The 20299-nt window shown below is 43.1% G+C and carries 20 protein-coding genes; 3 read left to right on the plus strand and 17 right to left on the minus strand.

Annotated elements, in window-relative coordinates; all coding sequences use genetic code 11:
- Nucleotides 1–45: 45 nt before the first annotated feature.
- The 11 genes from hflX to cutA form a co-directional block, all read right to left on the minus strand.
- The gene (gene hflX / locus AUR67_RS02365; RefSeq protein ID WP_058583967.1) at nt 46–1335 is read right to left on the minus strand and encodes a ribosome rescue GTPase HflX; all 1290 of its coding nucleotides are present in this window, start codon (nt 1333–1335) and stop codon (nt 46–48) included.
- 17 nt (nt 1336–1352) lie between these two features.
- Nucleotides 1353–1616 (minus strand): RNA chaperone Hfq, encoded by a 264-nt coding sequence (gene hfq / locus AUR67_RS02370; protein ID WP_054552435.1) that lies wholly within the window; start codon nt 1614–1616, stop codon nt 1353–1355.
- An 80-nt stretch (nt 1617–1696) separates the two neighbouring features.
- A complete protein-coding gene (gene miaA / locus AUR67_RS02375; RefSeq protein WP_082665548.1) occupies nt 1697–2614 on the minus strand; it encodes a tRNA (adenosine(37)-N6)-dimethylallyltransferase MiaA in 918 nt (305 codons plus the stop codon).
- A gap of 15 nt (nt 2615–2629) precedes the next feature.
- Complete coding sequence (gene mutL / locus AUR67_RS02380; protein ID WP_058583969.1) at nt 2630–4474, minus strand: DNA mismatch repair endonuclease MutL; 1845 nt, start codon at nt 4472–4474, stop codon at nt 2630–2632.
- 23 nt (nt 4475–4497) lie between these two features.
- The gene (locus AUR67_RS02385) at nt 4498–5805 is read right to left on the minus strand and encodes an N-acetylmuramoyl-L-alanine amidase (RefSeq protein WP_235591776.1); all 1308 of its coding nucleotides are present in this window, start codon (nt 5803–5805) and stop codon (nt 4498–4500) included.
- A gap of 66 nt (nt 5806–5871) precedes the next feature.
- Nucleotides 5872–6345 carry a tRNA (adenosine(37)-N6)-threonylcarbamoyltransferase complex ATPase subunit type 1 TsaE gene (gene tsaE, locus AUR67_RS02390; RefSeq protein WP_055020890.1) on the minus strand — a complete coding sequence of 158 codons (474 nt, stop codon included), beginning with the start codon at nt 6343–6345 and terminating at the stop codon, nt 5872–5874.
- A 142-nt stretch (nt 6346–6487) separates the two neighbouring features.
- Nucleotides 6488–7828: an acetyl-CoA carboxylase biotin carboxylase subunit gene (gene accC / locus AUR67_RS02395; protein ID WP_058583971.1), complete on the minus strand. Its 1341-nt coding sequence runs from the start codon at nt 7826–7828 to the stop codon at nt 6488–6490.
- 23 nt (nt 7829–7851) lie between these two features.
- Nucleotides 7852–8316 (minus strand): acetyl-CoA carboxylase biotin carboxyl carrier protein, encoded by a 465-nt coding sequence (accB, locus tag AUR67_RS02400; RefSeq protein ID WP_054552429.1) that lies wholly within the window; start codon nt 8314–8316, stop codon nt 7852–7854.
- Nucleotides 8317–8346: 30 nt separating this feature from the next.
- Nucleotides 8347–8799, minus strand: coding sequence for a type II 3-dehydroquinate dehydratase (gene aroQ / locus AUR67_RS02405; protein ID WP_058583972.1), 453 nt, complete (start codon nt 8797–8799; stop codon nt 8347–8349).
- Between the two features lie 347 nt (nt 8800–9146).
- Nucleotides 9147–10973 carry a protein-disulfide reductase DsbD gene (locus tag AUR67_RS02410; RefSeq protein ID WP_058583973.1) on the minus strand — a complete coding sequence of 609 codons (1827 nt, stop codon included), beginning with the start codon at nt 10971–10973 and terminating at the stop codon, nt 9147–9149.
- The gene (gene cutA / locus AUR67_RS02415) at nt 10973–11293 is read right to left on the minus strand and encodes a divalent-cation tolerance protein CutA (RefSeq protein ID WP_058583974.1); all 321 of its coding nucleotides are present in this window, start codon (nt 11291–11293) and stop codon (nt 10973–10975) included. The genes AUR67_RS02410 and cutA overlap by 1 nt, the downstream gene beginning before the upstream one ends.
- A 162-nt stretch (nt 11294–11455) precedes the next feature.
- On the opposite strand from cutA, the gene AUR67_RS02420 reads away from it, so the two are divergent.
- The 3 genes from AUR67_RS02420 to groL all read left to right on the plus strand — a co-directional run bounded on the left by AUR67_RS02420 (nt 11456) and on the right by groL (nt 14064).
- On the plus strand, nt 11456–11932 hold the full coding sequence (locus tag AUR67_RS02420) for an FxsA family protein (protein ID WP_058583975.1): 477 nt from the start codon (nt 11456–11458) through the stop codon (nt 11930–11932).
- 143 nt (nt 11933–12075) lie between these two features.
- Entirely contained in the window at nt 12076–12363 is a 288-nt protein-coding gene (locus tag AUR67_RS02425) for a co-chaperone GroES (protein ID WP_036973362.1), read from the plus strand.
- Between the two features lie 51 nt (nt 12364–12414).
- Nucleotides 12415–14064, plus strand: a complete 1650-nt coding sequence (gene groL, locus AUR67_RS02430; protein WP_058583976.1) for a chaperonin GroEL — start codon at nt 12415–12417, stop codon at nt 14062–14064.
- Between the two features lie 142 nt (nt 14065–14206).
- Here groL and AUR67_RS02435 read toward each other — a convergent pair whose 3' ends face one another.
- The 6 genes from AUR67_RS02435 to astA form a co-directional block, all read right to left on the minus strand.
- Nucleotides 14207–15685, minus strand: coding sequence for a bifunctional ADP-dependent NAD(P)H-hydrate dehydratase/NAD(P)H-hydrate epimerase (locus AUR67_RS02435; RefSeq protein WP_058583977.1), 1479 nt, complete (start codon nt 15683–15685; stop codon nt 14207–14209).
- A 118-nt stretch (nt 15686–15803) separates the two neighbouring features.
- Entirely contained in the window at nt 15804–16616 is an 813-nt protein-coding gene (gene speD / locus AUR67_RS02440; protein WP_054563482.1) for an adenosylmethionine decarboxylase, read from the minus strand.
- An 88-nt stretch (nt 16617–16704) separates the two neighbouring features.
- Nucleotides 16705–17118 carry an OsmC family protein gene (locus tag AUR67_RS02445; RefSeq protein WP_055020887.1) on the minus strand — a complete coding sequence of 138 codons (414 nt, stop codon included), beginning with the start codon at nt 17116–17118 and terminating at the stop codon, nt 16705–16707.
- Nucleotides 17119–17263: 145 nt separating this feature from the next.
- Entirely contained in the window at nt 17264–17611 is a 348-nt protein-coding gene (locus AUR67_RS02450) for a DUF3802 family protein (protein ID WP_054563480.1), read from the minus strand.
- A 128-nt stretch (nt 17612–17739) separates the two neighbouring features.
- A complete protein-coding gene (gene astD, locus AUR67_RS02455) occupies nt 17740–19209 on the minus strand; it encodes a succinylglutamate-semialdehyde dehydrogenase (RefSeq protein ID WP_058583978.1) in 1470 nt (489 codons plus the stop codon).
- Between the two features lie 18 nt (nt 19210–19227).
- Nucleotides 19228–20244: an arginine N-succinyltransferase gene (gene astA, locus AUR67_RS02460; RefSeq protein WP_055198948.1), complete on the minus strand. Its 1017-nt coding sequence runs from the start codon at nt 20242–20244 to the stop codon at nt 19228–19230.
- Between the last annotated feature and the right edge of the window lie 55 nt (nt 20245–20299).

Below are 20299 nucleotides of genomic sequence, written 5' to 3' on the forward strand. Positions count from 1 at the left end.
ATCTACAGCATTTCTCATACTAAAAAAGACAAATGCTGGTGATTTTTAATCAGTCACTACGAAAGAGTCGAGGTCTTGTCCCATCTCTTTTTTCAAGCGATTCCATTCTGCCATTGGCAAGCGTACCGATAATAACCAGTTTCCTTGCTCATCAAAACACTCTTGATGAACTGCATTTAAGTTGAATAATGCTGCGCGAATACGACCATGTTGTGGTGGTAATTTTAGCTCATCAGCAAACATCTTTTTGGCAAGTAACTCATTAATTGCCTCACTTAGCAGTTCACAACCAACGCCAGTGCGCGCCGACAACCAGACTCGTACCGGTTGACCTTCGTCGTTTCTATCTATACGTGGCGCAACGTCATCTAGCGCATCAATTTTGTTATAAACCAATAATTGCGGCACTTCATCTGCTTCGATTTCTTTTAAAACAGACTGTACTTGCTCAATATTTTCTTTTCGACGAGGGTCTGCCACATCGATAACATGTAGCTGTAAATCAGCTTCACGGGTTTCTGTTAAGGTCGCTTTAAATGCTGCAACAAGGTCGTGGGGTAAGTGACGAATAAAACCTACCGTATCAGCTAAAATAATTGAACCTATATCGCCGATATCCAACTTACGTAAGGTTGGATCTAGGGTTGCGAATAGCTGGTCAGCAGCATACACATCTGAGTCTGTAATACGGTTAAATAACGTTGATTTACCCGCATTGGTGTAACCTACCAGTGACACAGTTGGGATTTCATTTCGCGTACGCGCACGTCGTCCCTGCTCACGTTGAACAGCAACTTTATCTAAACGGGCACGAATATTTTTAATTCTTGCGCGCAGTAATCGTCTATCGGTTTCGAGCTGGGTTTCACCTGGGCCACGTAAACCTATCCCGCCTTTTTGTCTTTCAAGGTGGGTCCAACCACGTATCAAGCGAGTAGAAATGTGACGTAACTGAGCTAACTCAACCTGAAGTTTACCTTCGTGAGTACGCGCTCGCTGCGCAAAAATATCTAAGATCAAACTCGTACGATCAAGAACGCGGCACTGACAAACGCTTTCTAAATTGCGTTCCTGTGACGGGCTAAGTTGATGGTTGAAAATGATGACATCTGCATTGTGGATTTTGACAGTTTCAGCGATTTCTTCTGCTTTTCCGGTCCCGACGAAAAGTTTCGGATGTGGTGCTTGACGACTGCCTTGCACAATCGCCAAACTACTAACACCAGCAGAAGATACCAACAACTCTAATTCGTGAAGATCTTCGCGATCTCCCTCTTTAGGTAAGTCGATATGAACTAAAACTGCCTGTTCGCCGGCTTCATAACGGTCAAACAAGCATTACGCTCCTAAGTTTAAAAATTTCCAGATTCTTGCTCTTCTGAATCATCACTTCCTTGAACGCCTTGGAAGTTAACAGAACGCGCTGGAACAACAGTTGAAATAGCGTGTTTATACACCATTTGATTTACGGTGTTTTCAAGTAAAATAACAAATTGGTCAAATGACTGGATTTTACCCTGCAATTTAATGCCATTAACCAAAAAGATTGATACTGGAATGCGCTCACGACGTAACGCATTTAAAAATGGGTCTTGTAACGACTGGCCTTTTGCCATGTTATTTTCCTTCGTTCTAGGTGTTATTATAATTAAGTAGCTGAACTAATTTAACAAAGCTAAAAAACTTCCAGCTACTACTAGCTTAGCGAACTTACTACACGTTGCAAGTTTTCTTCATCACCCGTGGTCAACCAAGTTACTTCAGGCCAACCTCTTAACCAAGTGAGTTGTCGCTTGGCTAACTGCCGTGTGGCTGCAATACCACGAAAGACCATTTCATCATAGTCAATTTCGCCAGCAATGTAATCCCACATTTGTCTATAACCCACACAACGAATCGAAGGCAGGTCTGGGTGTAAATCCTTACGTTTATATAGGGATGAAACTTCATTTTCAAACCCCTGATCGAGCATTATTTTAAACCTTTTCTCAATTCGCTGATGTAATTCACTGCGATCATCAGGTGCAATGGCAAATTGATGGAAAGTATAAGGAAGCCCAGGCTGCTTTTGTTTTTGCAGCTCAGTCATTGTTTTGCCTGTTATACGATACACTTCTAATGCACGATTAATTCTTTGCGAATCATTTTCGCTCATTTTTTCCGCAGCATCAGGATCGATTTTCACAAGCTCTTTATGCAAATGTGGCCAGCCAAACTGCTTTGCTTCCTTTTCGAGTTCAGCACGTACTTCAGGTGATGCCTCTGGTAGCGGTGATAAGCCATCAATAAGCGACTTAAAATACATCATTGTACCGCCAACCAATACAGGTACTTTACCTTGCTGATGAAATAGATCAATCTTTTCAATTGCATCACGGCGAAAATCTGCCACTGAATAACTATCTGCTGGGTCGATAATATCAATCAAGTGATGCGGCGCACGAGCAAGCTCTTCGGCATTTGGCTTTGCTGTGCCGATGTCCATATCTTTATAGACTAATGCTGAATCAACACTGATTATTTCTGTGTTTAAATGCTCACACAAAGAAATTGCTAAATCTGTTTTCCCTGCAGCGGTTGGTCCCATTAAAAAAATGACGGGTAAGTTATTCAAGCCTAAATACCTTGCTTAGTTTAAAAACTGAGATAGTTCTATTTTAACTGCTTTTTGACGTAAACGTTGCATAGTTTGTGGATTATTTTCTAACCGAGCCACTTGCTCCAAAAAGGCTTGGCTTGCGTAATAGCGTGCTGGGATTTGCTGAGCTAACCAAGCTAACCATTCATCGAGTGAACTTGGTGAGGCTTTACAGCCAGTAATAAGTCGCTCAATAGCATCACTTACATCAAGTAAATAGACACAAGGCGGAAGCTTTTTCACCATCACAAACTGTTTTTCAATGACTAAATCAAAACCAAGTAAGGTAAACCACGACTGCTGAGCATTTAACGCACTAATATCATCAGCACTTGCATTTACTCGCACAGGTAACAACAAGGCTTTGCCATCAAGGCTACCTGCTTGCTCTACGTGCGCTTGCCAGTCGAGTGCTAATGCATGCTTAAAGTGCGCAGCAAAGAGTTGGTTGTCTTCACTAAATACGCACTCGCCTTCTCGTACATGAATAAGCTTGGCAAGTTTTGCTTGCTCTACAACCGGTGCTGTAACACTTGGTTCAGGGCGTACTTGGTCAAAATGCGCAGCATGTTGCTCGCTGATCCCTTGATAAAATGCATTGACATCTTGGTGCGATGTTTTACTGCGACCTTGGCTGTCACTACTAAAACCACCGCCAGAGCGCCCTGCTCCTGTTGCCCCAGAATAACTCGCTGAACGTGTCGGCTGTAATTCAGATTTAGGGTAATCATACTGCTCTGTTGGCGCTGATTGAGTAAAACTTGGCTGTGTGCTGCTTGAGTGCGCCTCATCACACGGAGCATGCTGAAAAGCAGTGTCATTATGCTCTGTAAAACCAGCTTCCTGCTGAAGCGGCACCACCACTTGTTTTATTGCCTGCAGGATAAAGTCATGCACTAAACGGCCTTGATGAAAACGCACTTCATGTTTTGCTGGGTGCACGTTTACATCGACCTGACGTGGGTCAATATCAATATAAATGACAAAACCAGGTAGCTCTTCTGAGCCTGCGACTTCTTCAAAGGCTTGGCGGATTGCATGCAAAATGAGTTTATCGCGCATCATGCGATTATTCACATAGGTATATTGCGTGCTATTCGTTGAGCCCACGGGTAATACCCAACCGCGCAGCATCAAACCAGCTTCACCTGATTGAATATGCAGCCCCTGCTCACTAAATGCTTTGCCAGCAACTTGAGCGACACGCGCTATTGCTTGCTCAGGGTTTGGTTTAGCACGGTATTGACGCACAACTTTGCCATTATGAGTCAGGGTGATAGAGACATCAAAACGACTCAGCGCAATACGCTTTATGAGCTCATCAATATGTGAAAACTCGGTTTTCTCGGTGCGAAGGAATTTACGGCGCGCAGGGGTATTAAAGAATAAGTCTTTCACCTCAATGGTGGTGCCATCAGGGTGTGCGGTTGGCTTAATCTGCACCGCCATATCGCGACCTTCAGCAAACGCTTGCCATGCAGCCTCTTGCTGCTTTGGCTTTGAGCTTAAGGTTAACCGCGACACTGAGCTAATTGATGCTAACGCTTCACCACGAAAACCCAATGAACAGATGTTCTCTAGGTCATCGAGTGACTTAAGCTTACTCGTGGCATGGCGCGACAAGGCTAATGTTAGCTGATCTTTATTAATGCCAGAGCCATTATCGCGAATGCGAATAAGCTTATGACCGCCACGCTCAATATCTATTTGAATGCGCGTTGCGCCAGCATCTAAACTGTTTTCGACCAGCTCTTTAACAACGGATGCTGGGCGTTCAACCACTTCACCCGCAGCAATTTGGTTAGCCAATCGCGCGGGTAGTATTTCTATACTCATAGTGTTCCTAACACGAAAATTGACTAGCTTTGAGGAATATCAAGCTCTTGACCAATGAACAAGGTATTCGATTTTAAGTTGTTGGCCGTTTTTAGCTTACTCACCGAGGTGTTATATCTACTTGCTAAAATACTTAACGACTCACCAGGACGAACTTTGTGCTTAGTCGGAAACTGCGACTTTAACTTAGCGAAAAGCGAGTCATCTGGCGGGTTTTGCATATAGTAATTTTTAATCGAGGTGAAAATTGCTTTAGCTAAGCGCTCCTGATGCTGCGCAGTTTTTAGCATTCGCTCTTCGCGTGGATTCGAAATAAACCCTGTTTCGACCAAAATAGACGGAATATCTGGTGACTTTAATACTGCAAGGCTCGCCGCTTGCGGGCGCTTCTTATGCATTTTAGCCACTTTTCGTAATTCGCTGACCACTTCTTCCGCGACACTAAAGCCTGTTTTCATCGAGTGATCCATCGACATATCTAGCAGTGCTTGCGCTAAATATTTTTCGCTTGCAGTATCTTTTAATACCCCAGCTGCACCACCTAAAAGCTCTGAGTGTTTCTCTTTATCCTCAATCCATTTACCAATTTCTGAATTTGCACGGCGTAGTGATAGCACCCACACTGAGGCACCGTTTGGTTGTGGGCTGGTAAAGGCATCCGCATGAATCGACACAAAGAAGTCAGCTTTTTTCTTACGGGCAATGCTAGTACGGGTGTTTAAATTTACAAAGTAGTCACTGCGGCGCACCATGCGCGAAATCATGCCTTTTTCAGAATCAATCATTCGCTCTAAGCGCTTGGCTATTTGTAACGTAATGTCTTTTTCATAAGTGCCTGACGGACCAATTGAACCTGGGTCTTCACCACCATGACCTGCGTCAATGGCAATAACAATATCGCGCTCTTGATTGAGTTCGCGTTTTTTCACACTGGTATTGGTTACAGCAACAGGTTCTGCCTTCGGTGTTTTATCAACAAGGTCAACTACTAAACGATGCTTGTAGGGATCGGTAGGTAGTAAGGCAAATACCACTGGTTTACTAGCACGGGCTAGCTCAAAAACAAAGCGCACACTTTTGCTATCTTTAGGTTTCGAGTAACGCAGTTTTGAAACAATCTGATGCTTTTTTGGAATAGCAGGCAAGCTATCTAGTTTGTCGGTATTTTTTAAGTCAATCACTAAACGAGCTGGATTTTTCAGCATGAAATAGCTGAAATCAGGTTTATCGTTTAAATCAAAGACCACACGAGTGCTGTCAGGTGAAGGCCACACACGTACGCTATTAATAGTATTTTGTGCAAGCGCAACCTGGCTCACAACCAATAACATCAAAGTAGTTAATAGTTTAAACGTACAACGACCCATTTTTACTAATACACCTTTATTTTTATATGTTTATTCTTGCGCGCTCTTAAGTTGCTGAACAATTGCCTGACCACGTTCAGTTAAGCTGTTAATTGCAATGGCACGCGCCTCGCCTTCATAGCGCAGGGTGATATCAAGATCCGGTGTTGGAATAAATTCGCCGCCTTTTTCAGGCCATTCCACAACACAAATAGCCTGTGGTGAAAAATAGTCACGAATTCCCATATATTCAAGTTCTTCAGGGTCACCTAAGCGATATAAATCAAAGTGATAGACATCAGCTTTAGCTAATTGGTAAGGCTCAACCAGTGTATAAGTCGGACTCTTAACCTTGCCTTGATGACCGAAACCTTGCACGATACCACGGGTTAATGTCGTTTTACCGGCACCTAAATCACCATGTAAATAGATGACTGCTCCTTGCTCCATTAAGGTTGCAAGTTGCTTACCCATATTAACCGTTGCTGCTTCATCAGCGAGTGGAAAACCAACACTGTCGGTCATTATTACCTCATGAAAAACTAAAAACACATTACTTTGTTAATCATACCAGAATAATTTTGTAAGGCGAGAGCCGCTCTTATGCCTAGTTTGACAAAAAAAAGCCGGCAAAGTTGCCGGCTTTTTAGCTTAAACAGAATTTTGTTTACAGACCGAGTTTCTTCTCAAGGTAGTGGATGTTTGTACCACCGTTTTGGAAGTTCTCATCTGCCAAGATTTTCTTGTGCAGTGGTGTGTTGGTCTTGATGCCATCGATCACTAATTCGTTTAACGCATTGCGTGAACGAGCAATAGCTACATCACGGTTTTCACCGTAACAGATCAGCTTACCAATCATTGAATCGTAATGAGGTGGTACTGTGTAATCTGCGTAGATGTGGCTGTCCCAACGAATACCTAAACCGCCAGCAGGGTGGAATCGCGTGATTTTACCTGGTGATGGAATAAAAGTGTCTGGGTCTTCCGCATTAATACGGCACTCAATTGCATGACCACGAATAACCACATCTTCTTGTGTGAATGATAGTGGCTGGCCAGCTGCAATTTTTAGCTGCTCTTTGATTAAGTCAACGCCAGTGACCATTTCTGTTACTGGGTGCTCAACCTGAATACGGGTATTCATTTCGATGAAATAGAACTCGCCGTTTTCGTATAAGAATTCGAACGTACCTGCACCGCGATAACCGATTTCGATACATGCACGAGTACAGCGGTCACCGATGAACTTACGCATTTCAGCTGTGATACCTGGCGCTGGCGCTTCTTCAACAACTTTTTGGTGACGACGTTGCATTGAACAATCACGCTCACCTAAGTGAACTGCATTGCCTTGACCGTCTGCAAGTACTTGAACTTCGATGTGACGTGGGTTTTCAAGGAATTTTTCCATGTAAACCATGCCATTACCGAAGAACTGCTTTGCTTCTTGCTGAGTAAGAGCGATTGAATCAATCAGTTCGTTTTCGTTGCGAACAACACGCATACCACGACCACCGCCGCCGCCTGCTGCTTTTATGATTACAGGGTAACCAATACGCTTAGCGATTTGAATGTTGCGCTCGCTGTCTGCCGTTAATGGGCCATCAGAACCTGGTACACAAGGTACACCAGCTTTACGCATCGCTTCGATTGCAGAAACTTTGTCACCCATTAGACGAATCGTGTCGCCTTTAGGACCGATAAATACAAAGCCGCTTTGCTCAACTTGATCAGCAAAGTCTGCATTTTCAGAAAGGAAACCATAACCTGGGTGGATAGCAACTGCGTCTGTTACTTCTGCCGCTGCAATAATGCGCGGAATATCTAAGTAACTTTCAGTGGCTGCTGGTTTACCAATACAAATTGTTTCGTCTGCCAGTAACACGTGCTTAAGATCACGGTCTGCCGTTGAATGCACAGCAACAGTTTTGATCCCAAGCTCTTTGCAGGCGCGCAGTACGCGAAGTGCAATTTCACCTCGGTTTGCAATGACTACTTTATCTAACATAGAGTTGGCCTTTTGTTGCGCTATTATTCAATGATGAATAAAGGTTGATCGAATTCTACTGGCTCGCCATTTTCAACTAAGATAGCTTTTACTGTGCCTGCTTTATCAGATTCGATTTGGTTCATCATCTTCATTGCTTCAACGATACATAACGTATCGCCAACATTTACTTTAGAACCTACTTCTACGTATGGTGCTGCTTCTGGAGAAGCCGCTGAGTAGAATGAACCAACCATAGGAGATTTAACTTGATGGCCAGTCGGTGCAGCTGGAGCAGCCGCTTCTGCTGCTGGAGCCTCTGCTACTGGAGCTGGTGCCGCTGCTGGCGCAGGTGCTGCAAACTGTTGTGGTGCATACTGCATTGCAGGTGCTGCAGACATATTGTTGCGATTGATGCGTACTGACTCTTCACCTTCAGTGATTTCTAATTCAGCAATACCAGATTCTTCTACTAATTCGATAAGTTTTTTGATCTTGCGAATATCCATTGAACGACCCGCCTGTTAGTTATTTAAAAATTAATGTGTGTTTTGCAATCGGCTAAAAGCAGCTTCAAGTGCCACCTTATAACCCATTGCTCCTAATCCAATAATGACGCCTTGTGCCACATCCGAAAAATACGAATGATGACGGAATGCTTCTCGAGCATGCACATTACTTAAATGCACCTCGTAAAAGGGAATGTTTACACTGAGTAATGCATCCCGTAAGGCTACGCTTGTATGCGTAAATGCAGCAGGATTGATAATAATTGCATCAACCGCTTGCCATGCATCGTGAATGCGTTCTATTAATGCAGCTTCACTGTTACTTTGGAAATGCGTTAAATCAACATTGAGACCAGCAGCAACCTGACTAAGTTCAGCTATAATCTCATCAAGAGATTGAGTGCCGTACTTTTCTGGTTCACGCTTGCCAAGCATGTTTAAATTTGGCCCATTTAGAACTAAAAGTTTGAATTTTGCAGCCATAATACGCGATATATCCTATAAGTAAGCAGTTTAACCATATTCATCATAAACCCACGCTTAACCTAAGCGTGCCGATGTAAAATAGCAACTATTTCTCACGTTAACCACCTATTATAGATATTTCGACGTAAATAGCAGCAAAATACTGGTCTAATCACTCCCTATTCGTGGCAAAGTCAAGCATAGCAAGGCACGCAACAGGGTCATTCTAAGTGTTTTCCTGCTGATTAATTGAGCTTCAATCAGTGAATTTGCTATTTTTCACTTAAAAAAGTATTTTTTACTACACATAAACAAAAACGCCACTCAGATGAGTGGCGTTTTGCTATTTTCTTGCACGTTTGCGTTTATTTAGCGCTATTTCGTACTTTTGCTAAATGTTCTGCAAAGTCTTTGGCATTTAAAAAGCCTGTTACACGTTGCTCTAAAAGCTCATTACCTTGGCTATCAAAGAACAAAATGCTCGGTAAACCGAATACCGTGTATTCTTCCATTAGCTCTATGGTTTTTGCATCGCTTTGTGTTAAATCGATTTGAATTAATTCAAAGTGAGCAAATTGCTCTTGCACTTTAGCGTCAGGAAACGTGTAATGCTCAAACTCTTTACACGCAACGCACCAGTCGGCATATAAGTCGACCATCACTAAGCGCCCTTCGCTACTTGCCTGTGCAATTTCTTCTTTTAATTCACTTAGATTAGCAACTTGTCTAAAACCATGTGTTTGTACAGCAGCTTCAGCAACCACCGCTTTACTAGGCCAAAAATAATTTTTCGTTAAACTCGCCCCTGTCACAACCAATAAGGTTGCTGCAAACCACAATGCTGTTTTTAGCTTGCCTTGTGATTGACCACTTTGCCAATGGTGTAAATAAAGCGCTGTAGCAAGTGCTAATAAACCCGCCATTAACCAAATGAATTCAATATCAACAATACGCTCAAGCAGAATAAGTGGTACAACGAGCATAATGAAACCAAATAGGGTTTTCACTTGCTCCATCCAACCACCGGCTTTTGGTAGTAATTTACCGCCAGAAGTCCCCAGTAATAATAACGGTAAGCCCATGCCTAAACTGAGCACATAAAGTGTTAAACCACCGACAAGATAGTCACCACTTTGCGCCACATAAAGTAAAGCAGCAGACAATGGTGCTGTTGTACACGGTGAGGCAATCAAACCAGACAGTACACCCATCATAAATACGCCAACATAGTTGCCGCCTTTTTGCTGGTTACTAACCTGGGTGAGCTTATTCATCATGCCGCTAGGTAATTTGATTTCGTACCAGCCAAACATCGACATTGCCAATAATACAAATAAGATACTAAAGCTAATTAGTACAGTAGGATGCTGTAAATACCCTTGTACTTGCCCACCTAATGATGCAACCACTAAGCCCAGTGCTGCGTAAGTAACGGCCATACCTTGTACATATACAAACGACAGCGAGAACGCTTTTTTAGTCGATAAATTCTGCTGACCTGCTATAAGGCTAGACAAAATCGGAAACATTGGGAATACGCATGGCGTAAAGGCAAGGCCAACACCCACTAAAAAGAAGATTACTAGGTTAGTTAGTAAACCTTGCGATGCCAGCTTATCGGTATATGACTGCTCACCAGCTGGTTTTGATACTTCTTGAGAAGGGGCTGATGACGCTTCATTTGTATCAGCTGCTTGTGTTAATGCCGCTAATGCGTTCCCCGCATCTGCAGTCTGTGATACTTGCTCACCTGCAATCACAGATAAAGGAATGGTTCTAACTTCTGGCGGATAACATAACCCCGCCTCGGCACAGCCTTGAAAACGCACTTTAACAACCGCACCTTCTGTGACGTTACTGAGCTTAGAAACCACACTTAACGAATCAAAGAATACCTCAGTCTTACCAAAAAACTCATCTTCAATAATCACGCCCTTGCCAAGATCAGGAATTTCAATATCTGCGCCTTTGGCAATAATTTCGACTTTCTTTTTATAAAGGTAATAATCAGGCGCAATATCCCAGCCAATAAATAACGTTTTGCCTTGCTGGTCAAAATCGAAAACAAAAGCCTGATCAACTGGGAGAAATGTTTGCTCCGCAGGTTGTAGTAGATTTCCAAGTAAATTGTTATTACTTGCGCTTGCTGGCATAAGCCACAATGCACAAAGTAATAAAAGGAACGATCGCATTAATTAAGTACCTCATCCATCCAATTAAAATAGGCTAAATTGCCTGTAGCCACATCAACGACCTGAATTTCAGGCACCTCATAACTATGCAATTTCTTGATAGTTTGGATCACCTCATTCATTTTTTCTGACTTAGTTTTGATCAGTAACTTACTCTCAAGAGCTTGAGTCACCTCGCCTTCCCACATGTAAATAGATTCAATAGTAGGCAAAATGTTCACACAAGCAGCTAGCTTTTCTTTAACTAGATGTCGTGCCAACTGACGGGCTTCAGCCTCATTTGCACAAGTAGTAAAAATAAGTCGAAAATGCGTAGTCATAAGGAACCTTTAGTTGATTACGTGAGTCGCACCATAGTAGCCGATAGAAACTATAATGTGTAGCGAGCAAGGTGATCATAGGTTCCGTCTTGAAAAATGACCTGCTCACCCCAATTTATATTTCACTGACTCGAAAGAGAATGACATTTTTTAGAGAGCGTTATGTTTAGATTTTTGTTTTTGTTATTTATTTTAGTGCCGATTGTGGAGATCGCGTTACTCATCCAAGTGAGTGAAGTGATCGGCGGCTTTGCCACCATAGCGCTTGTAATTGTGACCGCGATTGTCGGTGCGAAACTAGTGAAGCAGCAAGGTATAGGCGCGATTCAAAACGTGCAATTGCAAATGGCGCAAGGGCAAATGCCTGCAAAAGAATTATTTACTGGATTATGTGTCATTATCGCCGGTGTTTTATTAATGACACCAGGCATTATGACTGACTTTTTTGGCTTTTTACTACTCACGCCAGCAATCCGCAACAAACTGGCTGCAGGCCTTGCTAGTCAAGCAACTGTGCGTATGAGTTCGCAGGCAAATCAAGGCTCTGCACACTTCCAATACCATAGTAAAACAACCACTCATGAAGAGCCAAACCATCAACCTACAACTATTGATGGTGAATTTGAGCGAAAAGATTAAAATTTTTTAATTTTTGTACTTGGATTTTTTTAAGCCACCCCCATTAATGAATGCAATGAAACGCAACGGGTGGCTTAGCACTCCCCTGCAATAACACAAGATTTTTTCTGTACTGTTCAGAAACTGTTAGGAGAACTAAATAAATGAACATTCGTCCTTTACATGATCGCGTCATCGTTAAGCGTCTAGAAGAAGAAACTAAGTCTGCTGGCGGTATTGTATTAACTGGCTCTGCAGCTGAAAAATCAACTCGCGGAGAAGTTATCGCTGTTGGTAATGGCCGTGTTTTAGACAACGGTGAAGTAAGAGCATTAGAAGTTAAAGCCGGTGACACTGTGCTGTTCGGCTCTTATGTTGAAAAAGCTGAAAAGATCGAAGGTCAAGAGTACCTGATCATGCGTGAAGATAACATTCTAGGCATTGTAGGCTAATCCTACTTTTCGTTTAGCAACCCGTTTACAGAATTTAAGAGGAATTTAATCATGGCAGCAAAAGAAGTACTTTTTGCAGGTGACGCACGTGGCAAAATGCTAACTGGCGTAAACATTTTAGCAAACGCAGTAAAAGTAACTTTAGGTCCTAAAGGCCGTAACGTTGTATTAGACAAATCATTCGGCGCTCCAGTGATCACTAAAGATGGTGTATCTGTAGCAAAAGAAATCGAGCTTGAAGACAAGTTCGAAAACATGGGCGCACAAATGGTTAAAGAAGTAGCGTCTAAAGCGAATGACGCTGCAGGTGACGGTACAACAACTGCAACAGTATTAGCGCAAGCTATCGTAAACGAAGGCTTAAAAGCAGTTGCAGCGGGTATGAACCCAATGGACCTTAAGCGCGGTATCGACAAAGCAGTTACTGCAGCAGTTGAAGAGCTTAAAGCACTTTCTGTTCCATGTGCAGACACTAAAGCAATTGCACAAGTAGGTACTATTTCTGCTAACTCTGATAAAGAAATCGGTGACATCATTGCAGAAGCAATGGAAAAAGTAGGCCGTGATTCAGGCGTTATCACTGTTGAAGAAGGTCAGTCGTTAGAAAACGAACTAGACGTAGTGGAAGGTATGCAGTTTGACCGCGGTTACCTTTCTCCATACTTCATCAACAACGCTGAAAAAGGTGCAGTAGAGCTAGACAACCCATTCATTCTACTTGTAGACAAAAAAGTATCTAACATCCGTGAGCTACTACCTACATTAGAAGCTGTTGCTAAAGCTAGCAAGCCACTACTTATCATTGCTGAAGACCTTGAAGGTGAAGCACTTGCAACTCTTGTTGTGAACAACATGCGCGGCATCGTTAAAGTATCTGCGGTTAAAGCACCAGGTTTCGGCGATCGTCGTAAAGCAATGCTGCAAGACATTGCAGTATTAACAGGTGGTACTGTTATTTCTGAAGAAATCGGTTTAGAGCTAGAAAAAGCGACAATCGAAGATCTAGGTACAGCGAAGCGCGTTGTGATCACTAAAGATGATACAACAATCATCGACGGTGCAGGCGAAGAAGACGGCATCAATGGTCGTGTTGCACAAATCAAAGCACAAATCGAAGAAGCGACGTCTGACTACGATAAAGAGAAACTACAAGAGCGTATGGCTAAACTAGCTGGCGGTGTTGCAGTAATCAAAGTTGGCGCAGCAACTGAAATCGAAATGAAAGAGAAGAAAGACCGCGTTGAAGATGCACTACACGCAACTCGCGCAGCGGTTGAAGAAGGTGTTGTACCTGGTGGTGGTGTTGCACTAGTTCGCGTAGCAAGCAAACTTGTTGAACTTGCTGGCGACAACGAAGACCAAAGCCACGGTATCAAAGTTGCACTACGTGCGATGGAAGCACCACTTCGTCAAATCGTAACTAACGCAGGTGACGAAGCATCTGTTGTTGTTAACTCAGTAAAAGGCGGTGAAGGTAACTACGGTTACAACGCAGCATCAGGCGAGTACAACGACATGATCGAAATGGGTATCTTAGATCCAACCAAAGTAACGCGCTCTGCACTACAGTACGCTGCTTCAATCGCGGGTCTTATGATCACAACTGAAGCTATGGTTGCTGAAATCCCGAAAGAAGATGCACCAGCTGCTCCTGATATGGGCGGCATGGGCGGCATGGGTGGTATGGGCGGCATGATGTAATCATCCCCAAGCACTTCGCTTAAAAAACCCAGCTCCGGCTGGGTTTTCTTTTAGCTATCAGTTTTAAGCTGTCAGCTATCAGAAACTGACGGCTGACGGCTGACGGCTGACGGCTGACGGCTGACGGCTGACGGCTGACGGCTCAGTTAATCAACTCCCTCACTATCGCAAACAAGTCACTCGGTAACATGCCTCTTTCGCCTTCACGTTCTGCGGCAATATCACCGGCTTTTGCATGTAAGGTTACGCCTAAGCAAGCTGCTTGCTGAGGAGTAAGCCCCTGTGCGATCAATGCCGCTATGATACCTGTTAATACATCGCCACTGCCGCCAACCGCAAGTGCAGGGTTACCGTCGGTACACACCCATGTTTGGTTATTATCAGCAATTAAACTGCCAGCACCTTTGAGTACACAAGTAGTGGTATAGCTACGTGCGAGCTGCTTTACTGCATGAAAGCGATTTTCTTCAATATCGCGAGTGCGACAATTAAGTAACCTTGCTGCCTCACCGGGATGTGGTGTGATTACGGTATTCGCTAATGGAAATGACGAAGCATGCTGAGCCATTAAATTAAGTGCATCAGCATCAATAACCAGTGGCTTGTTATTAGTAAAGCAATACTGCATGACTGCTTCAAAAGTTGTTTCTGACCAAGTGTCTTGACCAAGCCCTGGGCCAATAGCAACACAGGTTGCCCACTCTAGGGCGCTAATCAGATTTGTATCTGTCACCATCAGTTCTGGCCGGCCAATACTCACAGGTAAAATAGAGCTACTATGGGTATACACTTTGACCATACCCGCACCGCTGCGAAGCGCTGCCTCTGCAGTTAGACGAATAGCGCCTGCAGTACCGGCATTACCACCAACACACAGCAATTTACCATGGCTGGTTTTATGGCTGTTGTTATCGCGCTCAGGAAGCCTAGCTTGGTTCAGATAATTGATAAGCTCAGCCGTGGGTGATGTCTGTTTTAAAAAGGCATCTTCAATACCTAAATCATTAAACTCTAATGTCCCTGCATGTGCTCGCCCTTGCCCTGTCACTAAACCTTGCTTAATCCCCACAAAAGTCACAGTGAGTGCGGCTTTTATTGCGACTCCTTGTACGGCACCTGTGTCTGCATGAATGCCTGAGGGGAGATCAATAGCAACTATCGGCACTTGGCTTTCGTTGGCAGTTTTAATCAGCTGTGAAAAAGGCTCGCGCACTTTGCTTTGGATGCCAGTACCAAGCAGGCCATCAATAATGATATCTGCTTGCTCAATAGCACTGGCATCAGCGGTTATTGCTCCTCCAGCGTCGAGCCAAGCTTGCTGAGCACTGAGCGCATCGCCTGTAAGAGGTTTATCAGGTATTGCTGCAATAACCGTAACCTGTTTGCCCGCTTGTTTAGCTAAGCGAGCAACAACATAACTATCACCTGCATTGTTACCAACGCCCGCTAACACAACGAATGTACTTGCTTTAGGAAAATAGCTGATAGCTTGCTGATAAGTCGCCTGCCCTGCTCGCTCCATAAGCTCATACAAGGTAACGCCAGAGCGCTTGGCTGCAGGTCCTTCATGGTCACGAACTTGCTCTGCTAAAAAAACTGACTGCGAGAGAACAATTGACATATCTATCCTTAAATTGGCCTTTTAATCAGCATATAAGCACAGGTGAGTGCAGTCAATGAGGCATAAAAAAACGGCGCGTAACTTACATTACGCGCCGATTCTTTAAAGCTATAGTGACTTACTCAGTGTCTGGTAAGTTGCGACCGTAGAAGATTTCTTGCATCTCGCGGGTCAGCTTAGAGTAGATGGCTTCTTCTTCTTCTTCCGAAAGATCTGCTGTAGAAACACCGAATAGGTAAGTATTCAAGTCAGTTTCTTTTAACATCATCTTAGTGTGGAATAAGTTCTCTTGATACACGTTCACGTCCATCATTTGGTACGCTTCTTTGGTATCTTCAGTCATGTAGTTCTGAATTGAGTTAATCGCATGATCGATATAGTGTTTAACACCATCTACGTCACGAGTAAAACCACGTACGCGGTAGTCAATTGTTACAACATCAGACTCAAGGCTATGAATTAAGAAGTTTAACGCTTTTAATGGCGAAATAATGCCACACGTTGATACTTCGATATCAGCACGGAACGTACAAATACCATCATCAGGGTGTGCTTCTGGGTATGTGTGAACACAGATGTGACTCTTGTCTAAGTGCGCTACCACTGTTTCAGGAAGAGGACCCGGTGCTTCATCAACGTCATACGTTGTTTGTTGCTCAATTGGCTCTTCAGAGATCAAGATTGTTACGCTGGCGCCTTGCGGATCATAATCTTGGCGAGAAACATTTAGAATGTTTGCGCCAATAATATCTACAACTTCACCTAAAATATCGGTAAGGCGATCAGCACTGTACTGTTCGTCGATATATTCAATATATTCTTTACGCTGTTGTTCCGTCTTTGCGTAACAAATATCGTAAATACTAAAACTTAAGCTCTTAGTTAAGTTATTAAAGCCATGAAGCTTAATTTTATCGAAGGGTTTATTCATGCTAAACCAACCTTAAAACGAGTGAAACCTGCACCAGCAGAAATAAAAGTTCGCGGATTTTATACGAATTTCTTGCTCGGAAAAAGCGTTATTTTACCTGTTCTTGCACAACTTCATGACTATGCGTAATTTCTACTGTCTTATCAAGCATTAAGGCTACAGAACAATACTTTTCAGCAGATAATTGTACCGCTCTTGCAAGGTGCTTTTCAGAGACATTATCACCGGTAACCACAAAGTGTAGATTAATCTTGGTAAACACGCGAGGTGCTGACTCAGCACGCTCTGCAGATAGCTTAACTTGCACATCAGAAAATGACTGTTTTGCTTTTTTTAAAATACTAACAACATCAACAGATGAACAACAGCCCGCTGACATTAAAACCATTTCCATTGGGCTTGGCGCAGCGCTATCGCTACCTGCATCAAAAACTACATTGTGACCTGAATTTGAAAGGCCAATAAACGTATCGCCTTCTACCCATTTTACATTCGCTTGCATGTGCTTTATCTCTTAAAGTTATTTTGCTTGATTGTAAGCAAGTCACACACAGATGCAAGGGGTAAGAGGTGAGCTTTAAAGGAAAGCGAGTTGCTAACTTTGAGCTGCTCGCTTAAAGACTAGAAATTGTGTTGTGCTTTATAAGTTAGGCACTTTCGACAACAGCACTATCGAATAAGTTTTTCACTAATCCAGCAAACTCATCAATAAACGCGTGTTGTTCAACGGTTACTGTGTGATTTGTAACGCTGCTTAGCACTTCTTGTAAGTCATATACGATACCGTCGACTTCGCGAACAATTTGGCTGCGTTGTTCAGTATTAAGCTCTGTGTGTTGCTCGCAAAGTAACATGACATTTTCTGCTATCACGTCTTCAATCAGCTCTAACACTGTTGGAGCTCCTGGTTTAATTTGACCCGGCTTCTCAAAAAGCGCTAAATTTTGAGTGAGATACATGACAAGATCATCGTACCCTTGCCTATCTAAAACCATACGACTGCACACCTAATAAAAAACTATCTCTTTAGATTTAAGCAGAAAGCGCTTTTAATTGCTACCTTTGCCAAGCATCTCATACAAAAAAAGCAGCCGAAGCTGCTTTTTATAATGATTTACGATTATTAATCGATTTTTAAGCCTGGGCTTAATGTCGCTGGCATTGCTACTTTTTCAAGCTCTACCGAAGCGACTGGGTATGCACAATAGTCAGCAGCATAATATGCGCTTGCTCTGTGGTTACCTGATGCACCAATACCACCAAATGGTGCTGCACTTGATGCACCTGTGATAGGACGGTTCCAGTTTACGATACCTGCGCGAATACGACGAAGGAAATGGTCGTAATCTGCTGCGCTGTCGCTTAATAAACCAGCTGATAAACCAAAGCTTGTGTCATTCGCTTTATCAATAGCGGCATCAAAATCAGTGAAGCGGAATACTTTAAGCAGTGGTCCAAAGTGCTCTTCGTCTGGGAAGTTAGCGACATTTGTACACTCTAAAATACCCGGTGTTACAAAGCCGGTATTTTCTTTGTGCGTTAGCTCAACTAACACTTCAGCGCCAAGCTCAACAAGTTGCTGTTGTGCTGTGACCATACCAGCTGCTGCTACTGAAGAAATCATTGACCCGATGAAAGGTTGATCTTCTGCGTCGTAGTCACCGACTTTAATAACTTTAGTTGCTTTAATAAGACCCGCTAAGATAGCATCACCTTGCTCGCCTGCAGGTAAGAATAACTTACGCGCACACGTACAACGTTGACCTGTAGAGATAAACGCTGATTGAATAATATCGTGGATAGCCGCTTTAGTGTCAGCAACATCAGTAACGATAAGCGGGTTATTACCACCCATTTCTAAAGCTAAGATTTTGCCCGGTTGACCAGCAAACTGTTCATGTAAAATATGACCAGTGCGCGAAGAGCCTGTAAAGAATAAACCGTCGATCCCTTTATGAGATGCAAGCGCTTTACCCGTTTCTACTTCACCTTGCACAAGGTTGATTACACCTGCAGGCAGACCCGCTTTTTGCCATAACTTCAACGTTAACTCAGCAACTGCTGGCGTTAGCTCAGACGGTTTAAATACCACGGTATTACCTGCTAATAATGCAGGTACAATGTGACCATTTGGTAAGTGACCAGGGAAGTTATAAGGACCAAACACAGCTACAACACCATGAGGCTTGTGACGGATCATCGCACGACCTTGTGGCATTGGGTTTTCAACATCGCCTGTACGCTCTAAAAATGCTTTTTCAGAGATAGCAATTTTACCCACCATCGCACCTGCTTCAGTGCGTGTTTCCCAAAGTGGCTTACCAGTTTCTTGTGCGATAGCAATCGCTAATTCTTCGCTGTGCTCTTTCAGTGTTTCTGCGAATGTTTTTACAATCGCTAAACGCTCTGCAAATGTTTTATCAGCCCAGCTGTAAAACGCTTCACGTGCAGCAGCGACTGCGCCGTCTACTTGTTCAGCAGTGGCAGTGTTTGCTTGCCAGATTACATCGTTATTTGCTGGGTTTACAGATTGAAAAGTATGACCAAGGCCTGCTTGCCATTGACCATTAATAAATTGCGCTGCATGAGTCATTAATATGTCTCCTGAATTCTATAGTTCTGCAAGTGATACTGAATCACCCGCTTCTAAGTGAAGTGCTTTTGCTAGTTCACTTGAGATTGTGATGCTATCGGCATCACATGATAGGCTAACTTGAGTCACGGTTGCTCTAAAATCAGCAATTTTATCATTTGCTAACAATACCGTGGTGTCGCCTTGGCTTTCACCAATTTCAACTTTAACTGTGTGGGCATTTCTGACTGTAGCAATGTTATCTACTTTTGCTTCAACAGTTGGGCCCGCATCAAAAATGTCTACATAACCATTAAAGGTGAAACCTTCGCTCTTTAATAGTTCAATCGCAGGGCGTGTGTTGTCATGTACTTGACCAATCACAGCTTGTGCATCTTTGCTCAGTAAGTTGACGTAAATTGGGTATTTAGGCATTAACTCAGCAATAAATACTTTCTGGCCAATACCCGTTAAGTAATCTGCCGTTGGAAAGTCCATTGAGAAAAAGTGCTCTTCTAGCCATTGCCAGAATGGGCTTTCGCCGCTTTCGTCTGACACACCACGCATTTCAGCAATTACGGTGTCAGCAAAACGTTCTCTATGTTGATTAATAAACATAAAACGCGCTTTTGAAAGCAATTTACCGTTATTGTTTTTACGGTAGCCATCTTTTAAGAATAATGTGCATAGCTCAGTTGCACCGGTGTAATCATTACACAGGGTTAAAATATCAACGGCTTTATACACGTCTAGCGTACGAGAAGAATGAATTACTTTGCTTAAATGATAATGATAAAAAGCATCATCTAAACCAACAGCGGCTTCAATACCCGAAGTCCCTACAACTTCACCCGTTTCGCTATCTTCAAGAACAAACAAGTAACCTTCATCACCTGGCTGCTGTGCTGCTTTTGCAAATGAGCTGACAGAATGATCAATTTTCTTTTGTAATAACTCTTCATTATTAGGCAAAGACGTAAAGCCATGGCCTGACTCAACAGCAATCTTTACTAACGCTTGGTAATCGCTTTGCTGGATTGGGCGAAGGATCATCATAAGTCCGCTTGCTCCCTTATAAATAACGGTAAATTAAGAAATGTGGGCAAGCTTA

The sequence above is a fragment of the Pseudoalteromonas sp. XI10 genome (assembly GCF_001469895.1).
Lineage (GTDB): Bacteria > Pseudomonadota > Gammaproteobacteria > Enterobacterales > Alteromonadaceae > Pseudoalteromonas.